This is a genomic window from Paenibacillus agilis, from assembly GCF_007786455.1.
Lineage (GTDB): Bacteria > Bacillota > Bacilli > Paenibacillales > Paenibacillaceae > Paenibacillus_B > Paenibacillus_B agilis.
The window spans coordinates 110,873-128,363 of the sequence record NZ_VNJK01000005.1 but is presented as its reverse complement, the minus strand read 5'-3'; the positions used below and the strand labels follow the sequence as shown (position 1 = coordinate 128,363).

Here is a 17,491-nt window from a genome sequence, read left to right as displayed (position 1 = left end):
AAAAGAGGGTTTAGCACTCTTTGTTATCGAGTGCTAACAGAGACGAGATGACGAGTTGATCCGCATCTAAGATTGAGAGCTTCTATATCTGCTCGCAGCCCTATACAACGAACAAGACAACTACATACACATATACATTTTATTTCTAATTTGAAAGGGGACTTCTTACATGGCAAAAAAACAGTTCAAAGCAGAATCCAAGCGCTTGCTGGAAATGATGATTAACTCTATCTACACGCAGCGTGAAATCTTTTTGAGAGAGCTAATTTCCAACGCAAGTGACGCAATCGACAAGATGTACTACAAAGCACTTGCTGACGAGTCCGTCGTATTTGAAAAAGAAAACTATTACATCAAGGTCTCAGTAGATAAGGACAAGCGCATATTGACGCTTACCGATACAGGTATCGGGATGACGAAGGAAGAGCTGGAGAACAACTTGGGCGTTATCGCGAAGTCTGGCTCGCTTGCATTCAAGACGGAAAATGAAATCAAAGACGGACACAACATCATCGGTCAATTTGGTGTAGGTTTCTACTCTGCTTTCATGGTAGCTGATGTTGTAACTGTAGTGAGTAAAGCAATTGGCAGCGAAGAGGCATTCAAGTGGGAATCCAAAGGTGCAGACGGTTACTCAATTGCAGCAGCCGAAAAAGCGACTGTAGGTACAGAAATTACGCTTCGCATCAAGGAGAACACAGAAGAAGATAACTATGATGAGTATTTGGACGAGTACCGTTTGAAGGCGATCATTAAGAAGTATTCTGATTTCATTCGCTATCCGATCAAAATGGATGTGACGAGCCACCGTCCAGTTGAAGGCAGCGAAGATAATGAGCTTGAGACGTACACAGAAGAGCAAACGGTTAACAGCATGGTTCCGATTTGGCGTAAAAATAGAAGCGAGCTGACGACGGAGGACTACGAGAATTTCTATAACGAGAAGCGTTATGGCTTCGACAAGCCGTTGAAGCATATTCACATTAGTGCAGATGGTGCGGTCGTGTATAATGCAATCTTATTTATCCCGGAAAACACGCCGTTCGATTACTACACAAAGGAATACGAGAAAGGTCTTGAGCTCTATTCCAATGGTGTACTCATCATGAACAAATGCGGGGACTTGCTGCCTGACTACTTTGGCTTCGTGAAAGGTATGGTCGATTCCGAGGATCTGTCGCTTAACATTTCCCGTGAAATGCTGCAGCATGACCGTCAATTGACGCTAATTGCGAAGAACATTAAGAACAAGATTAAAGGCCAATTGCAAAGCTTGCTGAAGGATGAAAGAGAGCAGTACGATAAGTTCTATCAAGCTTTCGGCAGACAGTTGAAGTATGGTGTATACAGCGACTACGGCATGAACAAAGACGTGCTGCAAGACTTGCTTATGTTCCACTCTTCTACAGAGAAGAAGTTAGTTACATTGGATGAGTACGTGGCGAGAATGCCAGAAGATCAAAAGTACATTTACTATGCTTCTGGCGAGTCCGTTGAGCGTATTGAGAAATCGCCACAGACTGAGCTTGTATCGGATAAAGGCTACGAGATTCTCTATTTCACAGACGATATCGATGAGTTCGCGATCAAAATGATCATGAGCTACAAAGAAAAAGAGTTCAAAAACGTATCGAGCGGAGATTTGGGCATCGAAGCGGACGAGAACGAAACTTCTGCGGAAGAAGAGAACGACAACAAAGATCTGTTCGAAGCGATGGCTGGCTTGCTGTCAGGCAAAGTGAAGAGCGTTAAAGCATCCAAGCGTTTGAAGTCCCATCCAGTGTGCTTGTCCACGGAAGGTGAATTGACGATTGAGATGGAGAAAATATTGAAGGCTATGCCGAACAGCCAAGATGTGCAGGCTGACAAAGTGTTGGAGATTAACGTCAACCATGACGTGTTCGCGTCTTTGAAAGCTGCGCATACATCTTCTGACCAAGAGAAGCTGGCATTGTACACGAACTTATTGTACAGCCAAGCTCTACTGATCGAAGGCTTGCCGCTGCAAGATCCTGTGGAGTTTACGAACAACATCTGTAAAGTGATGGTTTAATACAGTCATTAAGGTATAATAAAGATAATCCGTGTCTGGTACATAACTGGGGGCGGATTATCTTTTTTCTGTACATATGGTATAGGATGAGGTATATTTCAACATGCTTGGATTAAGAGCATAACAGCATGGATTTAACGTAATGAGTCTACATGAATGGACGTTTCCGTCGATTCAAAAAGGTAACGGAGTGATCATTTGAGTAAAAGCAAAGGTAAGGGCGGAACGGGCAGAGGAACAGGCAAAAAGGGCTGGAACCGCTGGCAGGCTAGTGAGAAGCGGAGACAGAATGCGCCAAAGCCTTATAAAAGTAAGGGCACTAAAAATGCAAGTGAAAATAATGCTAGCGCTAATAAAGGTGACTAATCTGATATAAAAATCAATTTGCGCTCTCTTTATGTGTAAAGAGAACAAGCATATTTTGATACAGCAGTAAAAGGAGATGGAGTAAATGGAAATGGAATTGGACAACCAAGAATTGCAACAAGATGCAGCTTCAAAATATGAGGAATTAAAAAAGGCGGCAAACCGTACATCTAACTGGAGAGAGCGTTTGGATGCTGTTGAACAATTGGGTCAATTGGACAACCCTCAAGTCATTGATGTACTCAAACATAGATTGATGAATGATACGGTGTATCAAGTTCAAGAAGCGGCTTACCGTGAACTGAAGAAACTTGGTGAAGATGTTCAGTTGCCTCCAAGAAAAAATGGCGAGCTCGTTAAAGGACTTACGAAATTATTGGTCCGAATTAAGAAGAGCTTGCCAGCTGATCATACGTATGAGCAATTCAAAGAGAAGCTTCAAAAGATGCGTTCCGATGTATATGATATGTACGAGGGCCAAAAGGGCGATGACTTTGATCAATGGCTGGAGAGCACGTGGGATTCGCTATCTAAAAAATAAGCTGTCTCCACGTATGTTATTTTACGAACATATGAAATAGAAAGAAGAACGATTGCATACAGCTGCAATCGTTTTTTTTATGGACTACCATCAAATGTATTCCTTTAAGGATGGGAGTCCCGAACAGGGCTGTGGAAGAAGTACTTCTCCATAATCAAACGGGTTATATTTGTCGGTATTATGGTATTTTTTACTTACTATTTTGTTGAGTTAGCGCTATAATATAACATTGTGTGGAAAATTTATCATATTAATTGGGGGATATTCATGAAGAAAGTAATCGCTTTGATCGCAATGTGTGTATTTGTACTAATAGGATGTGCTGAAAAAGAGCCGAGTGCACAAACTTCTCCCCCTCCGAAAGGGAGTAAGCAATTGGAACAGAGGCAAATCCTTGATAATAAAGTTAACGTGCTAGTTCCAACAGGATTTGAAATTATGTCAGAAGAGATGGCTGCAACGAAATACCCTGGCGAAAATAGACCTACGTTAATTTTTTCGGATGAAGACGCTTCTATAAATGTAGCATTTAATCATCTGCCTACTTCTATCAAAGAAGATGAGCTGGATGAATTTATAGCCGCTACGAAAAAACAATTTGAGCAAATACATCCAAATGCTACATGGTACGATGATGGTGTAACTACGATTAACAACAAGACCGTCGGCTATTTAGAGCTGCTTACACCAGCGGTAGATACAAACGTATACAATTTAATGTTCGTAACGGAATTAGACGGCAGAATTCTACTGGGGACATTTAACTGCACCGAAGAACAAATGAAGGAATGGCAGCTAAGTGCCAAGGAAATTATGCATTCCTTGCAAGTGAAGTAACTGTATAACATTTTATAATTAAGTACATTTATGGCATGCCGCGAATCGGCATGCTTTTTTTAATACGCTCAGCACCTATATGACATATGTCATGTCCCCTTATGACGTTTATGACTATTGCCCATGACACCTTTTTTCTATAATGACTATAGATAAATACGTCTATTGAGAATAGGTTCGTTATGCGTCATATATAGGAGGAATACATGCGATGACTCAAGCTCAACAAGCGAAGTTAAGAAAAGACATGATGCCTTATGAAAAATCAGATACGAAAAAAAGTATCCGACAAATGATCAACACACTTGTTCCTTTATTTGTACTCTGGTATGCGGCATACGCAAGCTTGTCCATATCGTATTGGCTTACACTGCCGATCACGATCATTGCAGCGGGCTTTGTCATTCGGACGTTTATCATTTTTCATGACTGTTGTCATCAGTCGTTCTTTAAGAGCCGCAAAGCGAATGATATTATCGGCAACATTACCGGTGTAATAGCCTTGGTTCCTTATCAACAATGGAAAAATTGTCATGCGATTCATCACGCGACGAGCAGTAACCTTGATAAACGTGGAGTCGGAGATATGTGGGTGCTGACGGTCGAGGAATATGAGGCAGCTCCATTAAAGACGAAAATAGCTTATAGAATATATCGCAATCCGTTCGTGATGCTCTTCATTGGGCCCATCGCTATCTTTTTAATTGCTTATCGCTTTAACCGTAAAGGTGCAAGAACGAAGGAAAGAATAAATACGATTTTGACGAATGTCTCCATCATAGCTTTATATGCATTTATGTGCTGGCTCATTGGTTGGCAGGCATTTGTTCTTGTTCAAGCACCAGTCTTCTTTTTCTCCGGGATGCTTGGCATTTGGTTGTTCTATGTGCAGCATCAATTCGAGGAGTCTTACTTCGAGCATGAAGATGAGTGGAGCTATGTATTGGCTGCGGTAGAGGGTAGTTCGTACTACAAGTTGCCGAAATTGCTGCAATGGATTACAGGAAATATTGGATTCCACCATGTGCATCATCTAAGCCCGAAAGTACCTAACTATAACTTGGAAAAGGCTCATGATGAGACGCCGCCGCTTCAACGTGCAACTACAATTACGCTGCGAACAAGTTTAGCTTCCCTTCGTTTCAGCTTGTGGGACGAAGAGAGCAAGACCTTTGTCAGCTTCAAAGATCGCAAGCGCATTATGATGCGTAAGAGTGTTTCGATGAAGTAGCAGCTTTTTTAGAACCAATTATAATAGTCAAATACAATTGAATATGGACAAGTTTCATCATGAATATGGTACGATACAAGTAACATTAAGCAGCTCAGAGAAAGGGAGGGTTAAGATGCAGAAGTGGTATCATATTTTTCAAAGAAGTACGGGTCTTAGCCCTTATGTATGGGTTATCTTCTACATCCTCCCTTTCTACTTTATTTTTAGTTCTACTTCTATGTACGAGAGCATCATTGGCATCGCTCTGGTGTTGATGTTCTTTGCTTGCTATGTACTTTCTTTTGTTTCAAAAGGGCGGATCATGTACTTCTGGACAGCGGTGCAAATCTTAATTTCGGTTACGATGACGGTGCTGTTCGGCTATGTGTATTTTTCGCTCTTTTTAGCGTTCTTTATCGGAAATATTCAGCATAAAGTAGGTTTTATTACTATGTATTGCATTCACCTCGTGACGACTTTCGTGACGATTAACTACGGATTTTTAACAATGAATCCAGTCATGCTCTCTCAGATACCCTTTATCCTTGTCAGTGTGCTTGGTGTCGTGCTCCTTCCGGTTACGACGTACAATCGAAATAAGCGCGAGAAGCTGGAAGTGCAGCTAGAGGATGCCAATAAACGTATCTCGGAATTGGTGAAGTTGGAAGAGCGTCAGCGAATTGCACGTGATCTGCATGATACATTAGGACAGAGGCTCTCGCTAATTGGCTTGAAAAGCGATCTGGCAAGCAAGCTTATTACGAAGAATCCGGTTCAAGCACAAGCTGAGATTAAAGATGTTCGACAGGCAGCTCGCAGCGCGTTAAAGGAAGTCCGCGAGTTGGTTACGCAAATGCGTGGAGCTAGATTGGACGAAGAAATGTTCCGAGTGGAGCAAATTTTAAAGGCAGCCCAAATTGAGTTCTCGCTTAAGGGAAATGTGAAGCTGCCGAACACGTCATTATTGAATGAAAATGTGCTAAGCATGTGTGTGAAGGAAGCCGTTACGAATATCGTGAGGCATAGTCATGCTGCAGCATGTTCCATAGAGATCGAATCATCTGCAACGAAGGCAACGATCAAGATCGAGGATAACGGGGTAGGATTACCGAAGTCCTTCAATCTTTCAAAAGGGAACGGGCTTCAAGGGATGAAAGAGCGTCTCGAATTCGTCAATGGAACGATGGAGATGATAGTTGATAAAGGAACGACGCTCGTTATTAGTGTACCGAACGTATTCAAAGCATCTGAACAGGAGGTAGGGAAATCATGATTCGTATCGTAATAGCTGAAGATCAGCGGATGCTGCTTGGTGCGCTTGCTTCCCTGCTTGATTTGGAAGAGGATATGAGTGTCATCGGTCGAGCGAGCAATGGTGAGGAAGCGGTTGAGCTAGTGCGCCAGCATAAGCCGGATATTTGCGTCATGGATATTGAGATGCCGGGCATGAGCGGGCTGGAAGCGGCAGAGGAACTGAAAGGTTCTGGCTGCAAAGTGCTTATTTTAACTACATTTGCTCGCACTGGGTATTTCGACAGGGCGCTCAAGGCGGGGGCAAATGGCTATTTGCTCAAAGACAGTCCGAGTGAAGAGTTGGCGAGCGCGATTCGCAGCATTATGGCGGGGCGACGTATTTACGCATCGGAGCTTGTTGATGAGTCTTATGGAGAAACGAATCCGTTAACAGAGCGTGAGAAAGAAGTTCTCGAACTCATTGCAGACGGCAAAAACACAAAAGAAATTGCAAACCAGCTGTATTTGACAACAGGGACGGTTCGTAACTATATTTCGGTGATATTAGATAAGCTCGACGTCAGCAACCGGATCGAAGCGATTATGCGCTTCAAGGAAAAAGGCTGGTTTAAATAGTTTGAAACGAAAGAAGACCGTCTAGAGGTGAACAACATCTCGACGGTCTTTTCTCGTTTTATAAAAATCAAACTAATCATACCTTTTAACTATGGTATAATTGTGTTTAAATATGGAAATGAGGTGCTGCAATGCCAGTTGAAACGTTTAAAGCTACTGCACATTTGCAAGATGGAATGGTTGTAAAAGCAAAATCAAGACATTTTGAAATCACCATCGATGAGCCTCGATCCTTAGGCGGAACAGATACAGGAATGAATCCCGTAGAATTGATACTCTGTGCTCTGGGTGCCTGCCAATCCATTGTCGCTAGAGCGTATGCAACTAAGTTCAACATTGAATTAGAGCAATTTTGGGTTGAGGTGGAAGGGGAGCTGGATACCGACGGATTTATGAATAAATCCGATGTACGACGCGGTTATTCAGAGATCCGGTATGACATCCACGTCAAAAGCAATGCTTCTTATGAACAACTAGAGGAATTCGTAGCATTTATAGAGCGTACTTGTCCTGTAGGCGATACGATTCATGATCCGGTGAAGCTTGTATTGAATAAAATTATCGCGGAGTAGAGTGCAGTCTCTGAACGTATAAAGGCAGCAAAAAGCCTCCATTTCCGCGTCTAAGCGGATTTTTGGAGGCTTTTCTACCTGTTTTGCCTACCCGATGAAAAAAAATTGGACATGCCGCATTTTCTATTCGTCCTGATACTCCTGCTCAAAATATTCAAATTGCTGCTCTTCTTCTGCAACGGCTTGAATTTCTTCTGAACCGATAGCGAGGTAGCGATAGCCGTCTTCCGCGTGCTTTTTTAGAGCTCGTTCCTTCACAAACTTAGGGCTGGCCTCTGCTGCCTCTTCGTCATACACAAGCAATATCCCATCTGTTTTGCGAAATAACAAATCATCACGCGCAATGAACTGCCATTTTCCAATATAGGGCCCGTTGCTTACTGCGGCATAATGGTCAACTTGCTGCAGAACCTGCTCGTAGGCTGATTTTTTGTCATCGCTCCATTGAGGATCGGGCTGTATGAATGCCGTAATAATAGAGCATTTCAAATGGGGGTACTGCTGCCGAAGTGAAATTGCAGCTTCAATGGCCCATAAATCGACACCATGCTGTCCTGGGGTGATGACCCACTCTAAGCCTTCTTCCACCAGTGGGATTAAACGGTTTGTAATCGCTTTGCGAATATAAGCGATTCCTTTATGTTTCTGACTGTAAATGCCAAGCTCGTGAGCACGATAGCCAGTAATAAGTAGGTTTTTCACTACAAGTTTCCTCCAACTTAACGATCGATTTCATCTACTAAACTTATATTATTATAATGTACTGCAAACAGCAGTATACAATTTATCCCCATTAGATTGGGGTAAGGTAGGATAAGTGATGCTTTAAAGGTAACAAAGTGTATCGATATTCAGTTCTTTAGCCCATATGAAAATTGTAGAATGAGACAATTAGTTCCAAATAACTACATATTTAGTACTCGGATTTTGTCTTGTTGGGCCTTAATTACCTGTGTTCCTATCGAAAGATTGGGTAATATTAGGTGAATACAATTCTTGGGAGGAACTTGTTTTGAAGAAATGGACAGTAGCACTACTTAGCGCAATTCTCGTATTAGGTATTACGGCTTGTGGAAATGATAAGGGGGCAACTGGCAGCACAACTACAGACAATAAGCCAGCTGCGACAGAGACACAACAGCAGCCAGCTGCAGCACTACCAACAGCTGATGAACTTATCACGAAGACAGTTGAAGCAGGTAAGACATCCAAGAATTTTGCAATGGAAGGTACGATTAAGCAAAATATTACCGTTGGTGAAGGCGATCAGAAGCAAGAGCAAAAGGTCGAAATCTCGTTGAAGAGTGAGATTACAAAAGAGCCAATGCATCTCTATCAAGAAATGAAAATGTCTATCGCTGGTCAAGAGCAAAATATTAAACAATATATCGCTAAAGAGGGTATGTTTGTAGAAGTAGATGGTGCTTGGGTGAAGCTTCCTAAAGATGCTGAAGCTGAATTGTTGGCTCAAGTACAAGGACAAATTAGTCCGGAGCAGCAGTTTGAAGCTTTCCGTTCCGCTGCAAAAGATATGAAAGTAACTGAAGAAGGCGATCAGTATGTTATGAATGCTGACTTGTCCGGTGACGGAATGAAGGAAATGGTTAAGAAAGTAATGAGTCAATCTGCAAGTGGTAAAGATCCGCAAACATTAGCAATGATCGAGCAAATGAATATTAAGAGTGTAAAGCTTTCATTTGCTGTGAATAAAGAAACATTCTTGCCCACAAAATCTGACATGGTTATGGATTTGACAATGGAAGAAGGCGGGCAAAAAATGAGCTTGGTGATGGATATGAAATCAACGTTCTCCAAGCATAATGAGATTGGTGAAATCAAAGTGCCGCAAGAGGTTATTGATAGCGCGAAACAATAATAAGACGAACGAGACCGCTGAGCCTATCAGGCTTGGCGGTTTTTTGTTTGCCAAATTGAATGTAACACTTACTTTTAAAGAGAAAGAGAAGGTAATAGGTGGGGTTTTTGTATTTAAATTCATTAAATTCTTTTGTGAAGCCGATATATGTAAGGATAAGTTTGGTTGTGATTAGGTTAAAACAGATTCCAAAAACGGAGGTATTCAGATGACTCGAATTGATAACTTTTCTAGTAAATCATCGTATCGAACGAATACATTGAGTATGGCGGACAGAGAAATTCAAGCTCTAGTGAGGCAGAAGAATAATATTCATGAACAAATAGCTGAAGTGAAAGCGGACCAAGAGTTGGATGATAAGCTGAAGACGCAGCGAGTTGAGACGCTAACAACTCAACTACAAACTATCGAGGCGCAAATGACACAAATAAGAATGGAACAGGCCGAAAAACGAAAAGAGGGAGCCTCGTCTTCATTCCCCCAGAGCAAATCGTCCAATGAGGTAAATATGGAGCCATCATCCACTCCGGCTATGGAGCATCTAATAGAAGTGGGTTCCTTATACAATAGTTTAGGACAACTTACAGGTGTTCGAACGAAGCTGCATGGGGAAGCGACCAATTTGAAAGGTGAGGTTAGGCTAGGGCGGTTGCAGATGAAAGGCGGAGAAGCAGGAGAAGAAGCTGCCACTAGATCGGAAATGAGAGCAAATGCAGAAATGACGATATTTAAGCAAAAAACGGAAGAAGCGCTCGAAGTCGAGTCTAAAATAAGGAGCCTAGATCAGAAGATCTCCAAGACGATGGCAGACATTCAAGAAGCTTTGCAAGAAAACGGAGATAAGAATACTGAGCAAAATAATCAAATGGATAACTATCAGGTTGGAGGAACGGAGCAAGCTCAGCTCTTAGATCAGAGTAATTCATCAACAAAGAAAAAAGAAAACAATATCAGTCACGAGCAGGATTCTGCAAAAGGGAGTCTTGATATTCGTATATAAATTTTAAAATGATATAGATAATTAAAAGGGGATTTATCATGAGAAAGTTGTTTCGTATGTTTCGCACAGGATTGACTTTGTTATTAGTTGTAATAATTTCCTTCATTGTACCTATAGAGTTGGTAAGTGCGAGTAGTAAGGGAGGAGCGGGTGCCTACACTTTTTTGAAGCCTGATGGTTCAGGGAAGATGAAGGCCGCTGCCTACTCCACTGCTTGGAAGATTCCAATTCCGGAAGGCTGGAGTATTACAGATACACTTGTAGATAAGAAGCTCAACATCGTAATGGTTATGTACGATACGGAAAGCCAAGATCACGGTTTAGTTGTTTATGATCTTACAACAGGCAAGCAGAAATGGAAAAAGTCATTAGTAAACATTTTTAAGGGAGATTACGAAACATCCACAGAGACATTAAAGCTTGAGTCTAATGGAGAAGTTTTTATCACAGGCGATATCTATGAAGAGCGGACAGTATTCGCTAATACAGAGTATGCCTTAGAAAATCGGACTCGGGTTAGCAAAACAGTGTTAGCGATACAGGTAACAACAGGCAAGATAATAAGAAAAATTACTTATCCAGCACCGGACTATACTCCTAAATTTTTAGAGGTAGGTCCTTGGCTTTTACCCGACGGGAGATTAATGGTGGCGGGTTTGACGAGTGGAACATTGAATAATACAACATTAGGATACTATGATGACAAAGGAAATCTGCTGAAAGTAGTAGAGCGTGATGGTCTGCTAATGCATGTTTCTGCTAATGAATATGTGTATTTATTAGATACAGACAAATACAGCTCGACAGATGCGATAATAGTGAAAAATGAGGCGGGCAAAGTTCTCCGTCAATATACTTACAAGTACAAGCAAGGAAAATTACAAAAGAATGAAGAAGAAGAAGTAAGCGGACCATTTTTCATGCCAGATGGACGATTTTATTTGTATGCAGAGATCTCTGACAAGACAAAAGAAAATGCACGACCAGATTCACTAATATATATGTTTTCAAAACAAGGTAAATTGTTATGGATGCATAAAACGAAATCAGCCTATCTAACCTATAAGACTATAGGCACTCAATTGTACGCTATTAACCATATCGCTGAAACGATAGTGGAGATAGATAATGGGAAAATGTTGGGTCCGGCCAAACTTGCAAATGAAGGAATTAGGGAGTTGGAAATTCTCCCTGATGGCTCGTTCTTCGGACAGGGACTTGAAAAATATAATAGCGGTGCAGATCAAAATGACTACTATATTGGCGCAGTTAAGCCATCGTATTACCTTTATAAAGCGACAGTTCCAAGTGAAATAGAGCTGGCGTGGGCTGATAAGGATAAGGTATTGTTAATCCATTATAATAATACTATCCAGATTAGCTTGCTTAGGATTGCGAAGTAAGGTAGCATTTGCCACAAGTTGAGCATACTAGCTCGCAAAAAAGAGGAAAAGCTCAAGCGTAAAACAATGTGTGGTCATGCCCCTGTCAAGTAGACATTAAAAAAGCTATGCCGCCAACGCGCACCGGTATTCGTACGGTGCGCGTTGATTCATCCAATGGCCAAAAGGCGTGCAATGCTGTGCTGATGTCGTAGCCTTTCGATTATTTCATAGTTCTCCCTCTAAGTTCACTCGTTACTCATGATAACATGCGGTTTTTTTACAAAATGGAAGTGTAGGAGAAGTGAACCAGGCGTTTGAGTTGGTAGGACATAGCGGGACAAATACCAAAGAGATTAACAGAGTGAAGCACCAAGCACAAGAGGCTATTTGAACTAGTATCGATGTTCGAGTGTAAAAAACCAAGCAGTGCCACGGGATGCGGCATCCTATGATATAGATCACAACTAGATTATGTGCCGCATTAACTACTATAATGTTCATTCTATTTAACCATTGATCTAATAATAGTAGGTCATAAATAGGCCAAAATGAGGAATTAATTATCTAATGCTGAAATACTATTGTATATTATTTGCAAATAGATATACTATGATCACGGCTCCACTAATTAGGATTTTTGTTTTAATTTTGTATTAACAAAACTAATATTCTAGGAGTGTGTATCTATGGCTATTTCTAAAAAGTGGAAAGCTACTATGGTAGCAGCAGTTGTATCTTTAGTTTCTGCAACATCTATTTATGCAGCAGCGGGATGGTACCAAGTAAATACGAATTCCGGAACCCCAGTTAATCTCCGGTCAGGTACAAATACGAGTGCAGGAGTAGTTACATCTGTTCCTAGTGGACAAAATGTTTACCTCTATTGTTATGACAGAGGTCAAACAGTAACTGGTAAGTACGGCACAAGCAACGTTTGGAACTGGGCATATTACAATGGTAAATTCGGATACATCTCAGACACATACGTGTATACAGGCTCTGACCAACCAGTTGTACCTAAGTGCTAAATCTCCTCTTAGAAAAACCTTCTTATCCTTTCTTCTTTAACACTTTACTTCTTTAACTTCTTTCATTCTCATTATTGTAAATTCTATGGTGTGGGGCCGTAGAGTAAGACATGGTTTAAAAGGCTGGAAATGAGATGCAGAGAAATCTGTATGCTTATTTCTGGCTTTTTTATATAGTAACTATATTTTGCGAAATAAAACCGATATATTAAGAGTTGTGAGTTAAAAATATCCAAATGAAGTTGTAGTTCAGTCACATCATGAGTGAAAAGGGGATGCATCATGAGAAAGTTACTTCGTAGGTTTCGCACAGGATTAACTCTGTTATTAATCGTAATTATTGCTACCTTTGTACCTGTAGAGTCAGCAAGTGCGAGTAGTAAGGGAGGAGCAGGAGCCTACACTTTTTTGAGGCCTGATGGTTCAGGTAAGATGAAACCCGTCTACTATTCCACAGCATGGAAGTTCCAACTTTCAAAAGACTGGCAAATTGAAAATACGCTTGTAGATAAGAAACACAATATGTTGGTTGTCATGTACTCTGTAGACAATGAAGAATACGGATTAGCAAGTTATGATTTTACAACGGGCGAGTTAATATGGACAACATCTTTAACAGGAATTTTTGAGGGAGATTACGAACCATCTACAAAAGAATTGATCATTCAGCGTAACGGAGAAATATTTATATCCGGTGTCATTTTTGAGATTCTTTCTAAAGGGACTAACGAATTTGGAAATGAATTCGCCCATATTAAAGAGGTCAATGATGCGCTGCTAACGATACAGTCATCAACAGGTAAAATTACAAGAAAAATCATATCTCCATTATCAAATAAAATCTATTTTGATGGAGCAGGACCAGGACCATGGTTATTATCTGATGGCAGTTTAATGACATCGTCTTTGCAAGGTTTTGATTATATTAAAACCATTTTGAGATACTATGATAGTAAGGGAAATCTATTAAAGACAGCAGAACGTCATGGTCCCTTAATCCATTTTGATAAAAATGAATATGTGTACGTAGTACGTTGGGATGAAGATAATTCGAAGTCAACGATTGGTGTGCGAGATGAAGCTGATAAGGTATTGTGGAAGTATACATACAAACATAAACAAGGGAAGTTGAAAAAAAATGAAGTAGAAAAAATGCGGAGAACTCAATTTTTTCCAGATGGCAAATTCGTAGTGTTTGCAGATATCTATGACAAAACAAAAGAAAAGGCGCCTCGCTTTGCCCAAATAAGTGTTTTTTCGAAGCATGGTAAATTGTTGTGGACGCATAAAGCGCAGACGCCAGATTCTATGTCCTATAAAATTTTCGGTGATCAATTATATGCCTTTGATTACAAAGCCGCTACGCTTGCAGAGGTTAACGATGGGAAGCTGACGAAGTCTGTTAAGCTCGCAAAAGAACCAGTAAATGAAGAAATGACTATTTTTACAGATGGCACATTTTATACAGAGAGATATGTAAGTGGTTGGAATGACAAAAATAACAAATTTCATTATTATGTCGGCGTTATAAAGCCTATACGTAATGTACTTCAAGTAATCGTTCCCGATCATACACGTCTGATATGGACTGATTCTACACAAGTGATGCTGATTAATTATACGAACAATCAGATTAGCTTGCTTCGTACAGGTCAGTAAGAGGGGCATACATATATATTGCTATGCACAATAAGGTGGAAATAGGAGACAGCTCAAGCAGAAGATACTGCTTGGGCTTTTTAGCTGTTTATAAAGCCAGTTCAGAGCCGTACACTTCATATTACAGCCAGACTATAGTAAAGTTAGGTGTAGTCATTTAAAAAATAACGTTATGCGTACACATATAGAGACAGATGAGGAATGAGGAACTGCCGTTGAGACAATTTAAAAAGGTTTACATTGAAATTACGAGCATATGCAATTTGGCTTGTACCTTTTGCCCACCTACCGAAAGGGCGAAAGGCTTCATCAAGCTCGATACGTTCAATCACGTACTTGATCAAGTAAAGCCGCATACAGATTTTATTTATCTCCATGTTAAAGGCGAGCCTTTGCTTCATCCGAAGATTGATGAGCTTCTGGATGCTGCACATGCGAAAGGGCTTAAGGTCAATATTACGACAAACGGGACGTTAATTACGAAAAATAAACATAAGCTGCTCGGCAAGCCTGCGCTGCGCCAAATGAATTTCTCGCTGCACAGCTTCGATGGTCATATCGGTTCTGAGAATCGGGAGAAATATTTGCGTGAAATTCTCTCGTTCGTTCGTGAAGCAGAAGAACATAAAGTTATTTTCTCGTTCCGTTTGTGGAATTTGACGCAGGACAATATGACGAATCTGGAGAAGCAGCGCAACCGCGAGACGTTGGAAGTATTGGAGAAGGAATTTGACCTCGACTTTAAGATTGAGGAAAAAGTCGTTCCAGGCAGTGGTGTTAAAATAGCGAATCGCGTGTATTTGAATCAAGACCATGAGTTCCAATGGCCGAGTCTGGATGCACCAGAGGATGATGGGAAAGGGTTCTGTTATGCGCTGCGCAGCCAAGCGGCTGTACTGGTCGATGGTACGGTTGTTCCGTGCTGTCTGGATGGCGAAGGTGTCATCAATTTGGGCAATGTGCATGAGAAAACATTTACGGAAATCATCGATGGGGAACGAGCGAACAATTTGTATTACGGTTTTTCCAACCGTGAAGCGGTAGAAGAATTATGCCGCAGGTGCGGATATAGACAGCGTTTCGGAACGTAATCGATAAATGTGACCGAACGAAACCCACAAGATTTTATTTAAAAATTTTGATTGACAACTTTTTCATATGTGTGTAATATTTCTTTCAATGCAACTTCATATTTTTACCTTATCAAGAGTGACTGAGGGAATAGGCCCTGTGACGTCCGGCAACCTTACCATCGAGTAAACGGTGCTAAATCCTACGGAATGTGAACCATTCTGAGAGATAAGTTAGCCAATGACACAAGTCTAACCTCTTTCTCTAGCGAAAGAGGTTTTTTTGTATACAGAAGGGACTATACGTACTGGCTAAGCAGCGAGAATGAAGCAATGGGGTGAGAGAGATGATCGAGATACAGAATCTCGTAAAAGAGTACAAGAGCAAGAAAGCAACGGTGCTCGGAGTAAACAATGTCTCCTTAACAATTCAAAAAGGAGAGATTTTCGGCATCATCGGACGCAGTGGAGCGGGGAAAAGCTCGTTGCTGCGCTGTATCAACTTGCTGGAAGAGCCGACTTCAGGGCATGTGTTCGTAGACGGTGTCGATCTGACGACGCTCAAGGGAGAGCAGCTGCGCCAAGCACGCCTGAAGATTGGGATGATCTTTCAACATTTTCATTTGATACGTGCGAAGACCGTCTATGAAAATATTGCATTCGCGCTCAAAGCGAATCGTAAGTCTCCGCAAGAGATCGAAGCGCGAGTTACTGAACTTCTCGAGATGGTTGGACTTGCGGATAAGCGGGATGCATATCCTGCGCAGTTGAGCGGCGGACAGAAGCAGCGCGTTGGTATTGCACGGGCATTGGCAAATGATCCGCATGTGCTGTTATGTGATGAAGCGACTTCAGCTCTTGATCCAGAGACGACGCAGTCGATTCTAGAACTGTTGAAGAAGATTAATCGGGAACTTCAGCTGACGATTGTACTCATTACACATGAGATGGAAGTTGTGAAGGATATATGTGATCGGATGGCTGTCATGCAAAATGGTATTATCGTCGAAGAAGGGAAGGTATATGATACATTCTCTGATCCGAAGCATTCGACTACGCAGTCGTTTATGAAGAGCTTGTTCCAATTCGAGCTGCCAGAACGCATGTTGAAGCAATGCCAAGGAACCATTGTCAAAATTCACTTCGTTGCTCCGCAAGCAGAAGAAGCAGTCATTACTGAAGTGCTTCGTGCGTTCGATGTTAGGGGTAACATTTTACACGGCAAGATTGAGTACATCCATGACAATCCTTTAGGCATTCTTATTTTGGAGTTATTAGGAGACGATGCTGAAGTACAGCGGGCGATTGATTATATTGCGAAACGAACGCATCGCGTGGAGGTGCTGCATCATGTTTGACTTTTCATCTGTGATTGAAATACTGCCGGATTTAAATAAATCATTTTTCCAGACACTTTACATGGTAGGGGTTTCGCTTGCGGCAGCCATTGTCGTCGGATTACCGATTGGGATTGTGCTGTTCGTGACGGATCGTGGATTATTTCTTGAAAATGTGGCTGTAAAGAACATTCTAGGTTTCGTTGTAAATATGATTCGTTCCATTCCATTTATTATTTTGATGGTGCTATTGTTCCCATTGACGAAGATGATTACAGGGACAACGATTGGTCCTACGGCTGCATCGGTATCCTTGTCGGTCGCTGCAATTCCGTTCTTTGCTAGGTTAGTAGAGCAAGCTTTGCGTGAAATTGATAAAGGAGTCATTGAAGCTGCGGTTTCAATTGGCGCAACCCCATGGATGATTATTAAAGACGTGCTGCTTCCTGAAGCAAAGCCAGGTATTATCCAAGGTATCAATATTACAGCGATTAGCTTGGTTGCTTACTCAGCTATGGCTGGTATTATCGGTGGCGGCGGTATCGGGGATTTGGCAATTCGCTTCGGCTACAATCGCTATGACGACACGATTATGTTTACAACCGTTGTCATTCTTATTTGCTTAGTACAGCTCATTCAATACGGCGGTGACTTCATCGCGAAAAAAGTGGACAAGCGTTAAGGC

The 17,491-nt window shown here is 41.4% G+C and carries 17 protein-coding genes and 1 riboswitch; of the genes, 16 read left to right on the top strand and 1 reads right to left on the bottom strand.

The window, feature by feature from the left end; translation table 11 throughout:
- Nucleotides 1-169 precede the first annotated feature (169 nt).
- The 8 genes from htpG to FPZ44_RS23165 all read left to right on the top strand — a co-directional run bounded on the left by htpG (nucleotide 170) and on the right by FPZ44_RS23165 (nucleotide 7,451).
- On the top strand, nucleotides 170-2,053 hold the full coding sequence (gene htpG / locus FPZ44_RS23200) for a molecular chaperone HtpG (protein WP_144994450.1): 1,884 nt from the start codon (nucleotides 170-172) through the stop codon (nucleotides 2,051-2,053).
- Nucleotides 2,054-2,251: 198 nt separating this feature from the next.
- Nucleotides 2,252-2,419 (top strand): DUF3934 family protein, encoded by a 168-nt coding sequence (locus tag FPZ44_RS23195; RefSeq protein WP_144994448.1) that lies wholly within the window; start codon nucleotides 2,252-2,254, stop codon nucleotides 2,417-2,419.
- Between the two features lie 97 nt (nucleotides 2,420-2,516).
- The gene (locus tag FPZ44_RS23190; RefSeq protein ID WP_144994614.1) at nucleotides 2,517-2,960 is read left to right on the top strand and encodes a HEAT repeat domain-containing protein; all 444 of its coding nucleotides are present in this window, start codon (nucleotides 2,517-2,519) and stop codon (nucleotides 2,958-2,960) included.
- A gap of 267 nt (nucleotides 2,961-3,227) precedes the next feature.
- Nucleotides 3,228-3,797 carry a hypothetical protein gene (locus FPZ44_RS23185; RefSeq protein WP_144994446.1) on the top strand — a complete coding sequence of 190 codons (570 nt, stop codon included), beginning with the start codon at nucleotides 3,228-3,230 and terminating at the stop codon, nucleotides 3,795-3,797.
- A gap of 211 nt (nucleotides 3,798-4,008) precedes the next feature.
- Nucleotides 4,009-5,028, top strand: a complete 1,020-nt coding sequence (desA, locus tag FPZ44_RS23180) for a Delta(5) desaturase DesA (protein ID WP_144994444.1) — start codon at nucleotides 4,009-4,011, stop codon at nucleotides 5,026-5,028.
- Between the two features lie 115 nt (nucleotides 5,029-5,143).
- A complete protein-coding gene (locus tag FPZ44_RS23175; RefSeq protein ID WP_144994442.1) occupies nucleotides 5,144-6,283 on the top strand; it encodes a sensor histidine kinase in 1,140 nt (379 codons plus the stop codon).
- Complete coding sequence (locus tag FPZ44_RS23170) at nucleotides 6,280-6,879, top strand: response regulator transcription factor (RefSeq protein ID WP_144994440.1); 600 nt, start codon at nucleotides 6,280-6,282, stop codon at nucleotides 6,877-6,879. Before FPZ44_RS23175 ends, FPZ44_RS23170 begins: the two co-directional genes overlap by 4 nt.
- A 131-nt stretch (nucleotides 6,880-7,010) precedes the next feature.
- Nucleotides 7,011-7,451, top strand: a complete 441-nt coding sequence (locus FPZ44_RS23165; RefSeq protein WP_144994438.1) for an OsmC family protein — start codon at nucleotides 7,011-7,013, stop codon at nucleotides 7,449-7,451.
- Between the two features lie 123 nt (nucleotides 7,452-7,574).
- On the opposite strand, the gene FPZ44_RS23160 is transcribed toward FPZ44_RS23165, so the two are convergent.
- Complete coding sequence (locus FPZ44_RS23160; RefSeq protein WP_144994436.1) at nucleotides 7,575-8,153, bottom strand: SLOG family protein; 579 nt, start codon at nucleotides 8,151-8,153, stop codon at nucleotides 7,575-7,577.
- 310 nt (nucleotides 8,154-8,463) lie between these two features.
- Between FPZ44_RS23160 and FPZ44_RS23155 the strand changes: the two genes are divergently transcribed.
- From FPZ44_RS23155 to FPZ44_RS23120, 8 genes are all read left to right on the top strand, one after another.
- Complete coding sequence (locus tag FPZ44_RS23155; protein WP_144994434.1) at nucleotides 8,464-9,327, top strand: DUF6612 family protein; 864 nt, start codon at nucleotides 8,464-8,466, stop codon at nucleotides 9,325-9,327.
- Nucleotides 9,328-9,535: 208 nt separating this feature from the next.
- On the top strand, nucleotides 9,536-10,327 hold the full coding sequence (locus tag FPZ44_RS23150) for a FlxA-like family protein (protein WP_144994432.1): 792 nt from the start codon (nucleotides 9,536-9,538) through the stop codon (nucleotides 10,325-10,327).
- 38 nt (nucleotides 10,328-10,365) lie between these two features.
- On the top strand, nucleotides 10,366-11,730 hold the full coding sequence (locus FPZ44_RS23145; RefSeq protein WP_144994430.1) for a hypothetical protein: 1,365 nt from the start codon (nucleotides 10,366-10,368) through the stop codon (nucleotides 11,728-11,730).
- 668 nt (nucleotides 11,731-12,398) lie between these two features.
- Nucleotides 12,399-12,740 (top strand): SH3 domain-containing protein, encoded by a 342-nt coding sequence (locus FPZ44_RS23140; protein ID WP_418789206.1) that lies wholly within the window; start codon nucleotides 12,399-12,401, stop codon nucleotides 12,738-12,740.
- 282 nt (nucleotides 12,741-13,022) lie between these two features.
- Entirely contained in the window at nucleotides 13,023-14,399 is a 1,377-nt protein-coding gene (locus FPZ44_RS23135) for a hypothetical protein (RefSeq protein WP_144994428.1), read from the top strand.
- A 215-nt stretch (nucleotides 14,400-14,614) separates the two neighbouring features.
- A complete protein-coding gene (locus FPZ44_RS23130) occupies nucleotides 14,615-15,490 on the top strand; it encodes a radical SAM/SPASM domain-containing protein (protein ID WP_144994426.1) in 876 nt (291 codons plus the stop codon).
- A 106-nt stretch (nucleotides 15,491-15,596) separates the two neighbouring features.
- A riboswitch (SAM riboswitch) is annotated at nucleotides 15,597-15,705 on the top strand.
- Nucleotides 15,706-15,816: 111 nt separating this feature from the next.
- Nucleotides 15,817-16,827, top strand: coding sequence for a methionine ABC transporter ATP-binding protein (locus FPZ44_RS23125; protein WP_144994424.1), 1,011 nt, complete (start codon nucleotides 15,817-15,819; stop codon nucleotides 16,825-16,827).
- Entirely contained in the window at nucleotides 16,820-17,488 is a 669-nt protein-coding gene (locus FPZ44_RS23120; RefSeq protein WP_418789205.1) for a methionine ABC transporter permease, read from the top strand. Before FPZ44_RS23125 ends, FPZ44_RS23120 begins: the two co-directional genes overlap by 8 nt.
- Nucleotides 17,489-17,491 lie beyond the last annotated feature (3 nt).